This is a genomic window from Pseudomonas sp. Wu6, from assembly GCF_019891515.1.
GTDB classification, from domain to species: Bacteria; Pseudomonadota; Gammaproteobacteria; order Pseudomonadales; family Pseudomonadaceae; genus Aquipseudomonas; species Aquipseudomonas orientalis_A.
Genome location: NZ_JAFLXH010000079.1, coordinates 1 through 3,282, shown reverse-complemented (window position 1 = coordinate 3,282; position 3,282 = coordinate 1). Strand labels below are relative to the sequence as shown.

Annotated in this window: 1 tRNA gene and 1 rRNA gene; both read right to left on the bottom strand. The window is 50.8% G+C overall.

The window, feature by feature from the left end:
- Positions 1-78 precede the first annotated feature (78 nt).
- A 23S ribosomal RNA gene (locus J1G34_RS26860) occupies positions 79-2,970 on the bottom strand.
- A gap of 236 nt (positions 2,971-3,206) precedes the next feature.
- Positions 3,207-3,282 (bottom strand) — tRNA-Ala (locus tag J1G34_RS26855).

Below are 3,282 nucleotides of genomic sequence, written 5' to 3'. Positions count from 1 at the left end.
GTCGAACTTTCGGTTCATCTCGTCTTCACACACCGCAATCTGATGCTCGTTAGAGTAGTCAAATTGCTTGGGTGTTATATGGTCAAGCCTCACGGGCAATTAGTATTGGTTAGCTCAACGCCTCACAGCGCTTACACACCCAACCTATCAACGTCGTAGTCTTCGACGGCCCTTCAGGGAACTCAAGGTTCCAGTGAGATCTCATCTTGAGGCTAGTTTCCCGCTTAGATGCTTTCAGCGGTTATCTATTCCGAACATAGCTACCCGGCAATGCCACTGGCGTGACAACCGGAACACCAGAGGTTCGTCCACTCCGGTCCTCTCGTACTAGGAGCAGCCCCTCTCAAATCTCAAACGTCCACGGCAGATAGGGACCGAACTGTCTCACGACGTTCTAAACCCAGCTCGCGTACCACTTTAAATGGCGAACAGCCATACCCTTGGGACCGGCTTCAGCCCCAGGATGTGATGAGCCGACATCGAGGTGCCAAACACCGCCGTCGATATGAACTCTTGGGCGGTATCAGCCTGTTATCCCCGGAGTACCTTTTATCCGTTGAGCGATGGCCCTTCCATACAGAACCACCGGATCACTAAGACCTACTTTCGTACCTGCTCGACGTGTCTGTCTCGCAGTCAAGCGCGCTTTTGCCTTTATACTCTACGACCGATTTCCGACCGGTCTGAGCGCACCTTCGTACTCCTCCGTTACTCTTTAGGAGGAGACCGCCCCAGTCAAACTACCCACCATACACTGTCCTCGATCCGGATAACGGACCTGAGTTAGAACCTCAAAGTTGCCAGGGTGGTATTTCAAGGTTGGCTCCACGCAGACTGGCGTCCACGCTTCAAAGCCTCCCACCTATCCTACACAAGCAAATTCAAAGTCCAGTGCAAAGCTATAGTAAAGGTTCACGGGGTCTTTCCGTCTAGCCGCGGATACACTGCATCTTCACAGCGATTTCAATTTCACTGAGTCTCGGGTGGAGACAGCGCCGCCATCGTTACGCCATTCGTGCAGGTCGGAACTTACCCGACAAGGAATTTCGCTACCTTAGGACCGTTATAGTTACGGCCGCCGTTTACCGGGGCTTCGATCAAGAGCTTCGCGTTAGCTAACCCCATCAATTAACCTTCCGGCACCGGGCAGGCGTCACACCCTATACGTCCACTTTCGTGTTTGCAGAGTGCTGTGTTTTTAATAAACAGTCGCAGCGGCCTGGTATCTTCGACCGGCATGAGCTTACGGAGCAAGTCCTTCACCCTCACCGGCGCACCTTCTCCCGAAGTTACGGTGCCATTTTGCCTAGTTCCTTCACCCGAGTTCTCTCAAGCGCCTTGGTATTCTCTACCCAACCACCTGTGTCGGTTTGGGGTACGGTTCCTGGTTACCTGAAGCTTAGAAGCTTTTCTTGGAAGCATGGCATCAACCACTTCGTCATCTAAAAGATGACTCGTCATCAGCTCTCGGCCTTAGAATCCCGGATTTACCTAAGATTCCAGCCTACCACCTTAAACTTGGACAACCAACGCCAAGCTGGCCTAGCCTTCTCCGTCCCTCCATCGCAATAACCAGAAGTACAGGAATATTAACCTGTTTTCCATCGACTACGCTTTTCAGCCTCGCCTTAGGGACCGACTAACCCTGCGTCGATTAACGTTGCGCAGGAAACCTTGGTCTTTCGGCGTGGGTGTTTTTCACACCCATTGTCGTTACTCATGTCAGCATTCGCACTTCTGATACCTCCAGCAAGCTTCTCAACTCACCTTCACAGGCTTACAGAACGCTCCTCTACCGCATCACTTACGTGATACCCGTAGCTTCGGTGTATGGTTTGAGCCCCGTTACATCTTCCGCGCAGGCCGACTCGACTAGTGAGCTATTACGCTTTCTTTAAAGGGTGGCTGCTTCTAAGCCAACCTCCTAGCTGTCTAAGCCTTCCCACATCGTTTCCCACTTAACCATAACTTTGGGACCTTAGCTGACGGTCTGGGTTGTTTCCCTTTTCACGACGGACGTTAGCACCCGCCGTGTGTCTCCCATGCTCGGCACTTGTAGGTATTCGGAGTTTGCATCGGTTTGGTAAGTCGGGATGACCCCCTAGCCGAAACAGTGCTCTACCCCCTACAGTGATACATGAGGCGCTACCTAAATAGCTTTCGAGGAGAACCAGCTATCTCCGAGCTTGATTAGCCTTTCACTCCGATCCACAGGTCATCCGCTAACTTTTCAACGGTAGTCGGTTCGGTCCTCCAGTTAGTGTTACCCAACCTTCAACCTGCCCATGGATAGATCGCCCGGTTTCGGGTCTATTCCCAGCGACTAGACGCCCTATTAAGACTCGCTTTCGCTACGCCTCCCCTATTCGGTTAAGCTCGCCACTGAAAATAAGTCGCTGACCCATTATACAAAAGGTACGCAGTCACCCAACAAAGTGGGCTCCCACTGCTTGTACGCATACGGTTTCAGGATCTATTTCACTCCCCTCTCCGGGGTTCTTTTCGCCTTTCCCTCACGGTACTAGTTCACTATCGGTCAGTCAGTAGTATTTAGCCTTGGAGGATGGTCCCCCCATATTCAGACAAAGTTTCTCGTGCTCCGTCCTACTCGATTTCATGACTAAGAGATTTTCGCGTACAGGGCTATCACCCACTATGGCCGCACTTTCCAGAGCGTTCCGCTAATCTCAAAGCCACTTAAGGGCTAGTCCCCGTTCGCTCGCCACTACTAAGGGAATCTCGGTTGATTTCTTTTCCTCAGGGTACTTAGATGTTTCAGTTCCCCTGGTTCGCCTCTTACGCCTATGTATTCAGCGTAAGATAACCATCTTATGATGGCTGGGTTCCCCCATTCAGACATCTCCGGATCAAAGTCTGTTTGCCGACTCCCCGAAGCTTTTCGCAGGCTACCACGTCTTTCATCGCCTCTGACTGCCAAGGCATCCACCGTATGCGCTTCTTCACTTGACCATATAACCCCAAGCAATCTGGTTATACTGTGAAGACAACATTCGCCGAAAATTCGAATTTCTCGTTAAGAGAACTCACAAATTTTACCTTAGCCTGATCCGTTACCAGTGAAAGTAACGTTCAGTCTATCTTTCTATCACATACCCAAATTTTTAAAGAACGATCTAATCAAAGACTAGAAATCAATATTCACTTCAGAATATTCATTTCTAAACTCTAACAGCAGAAGCAGTTAATGGTGGAGCCAAACGGGATCGAACCGTTGACCTCCTGCGTGCAAGGCAGGCGCTCTCCCAGCTGAGCTATGGCCCC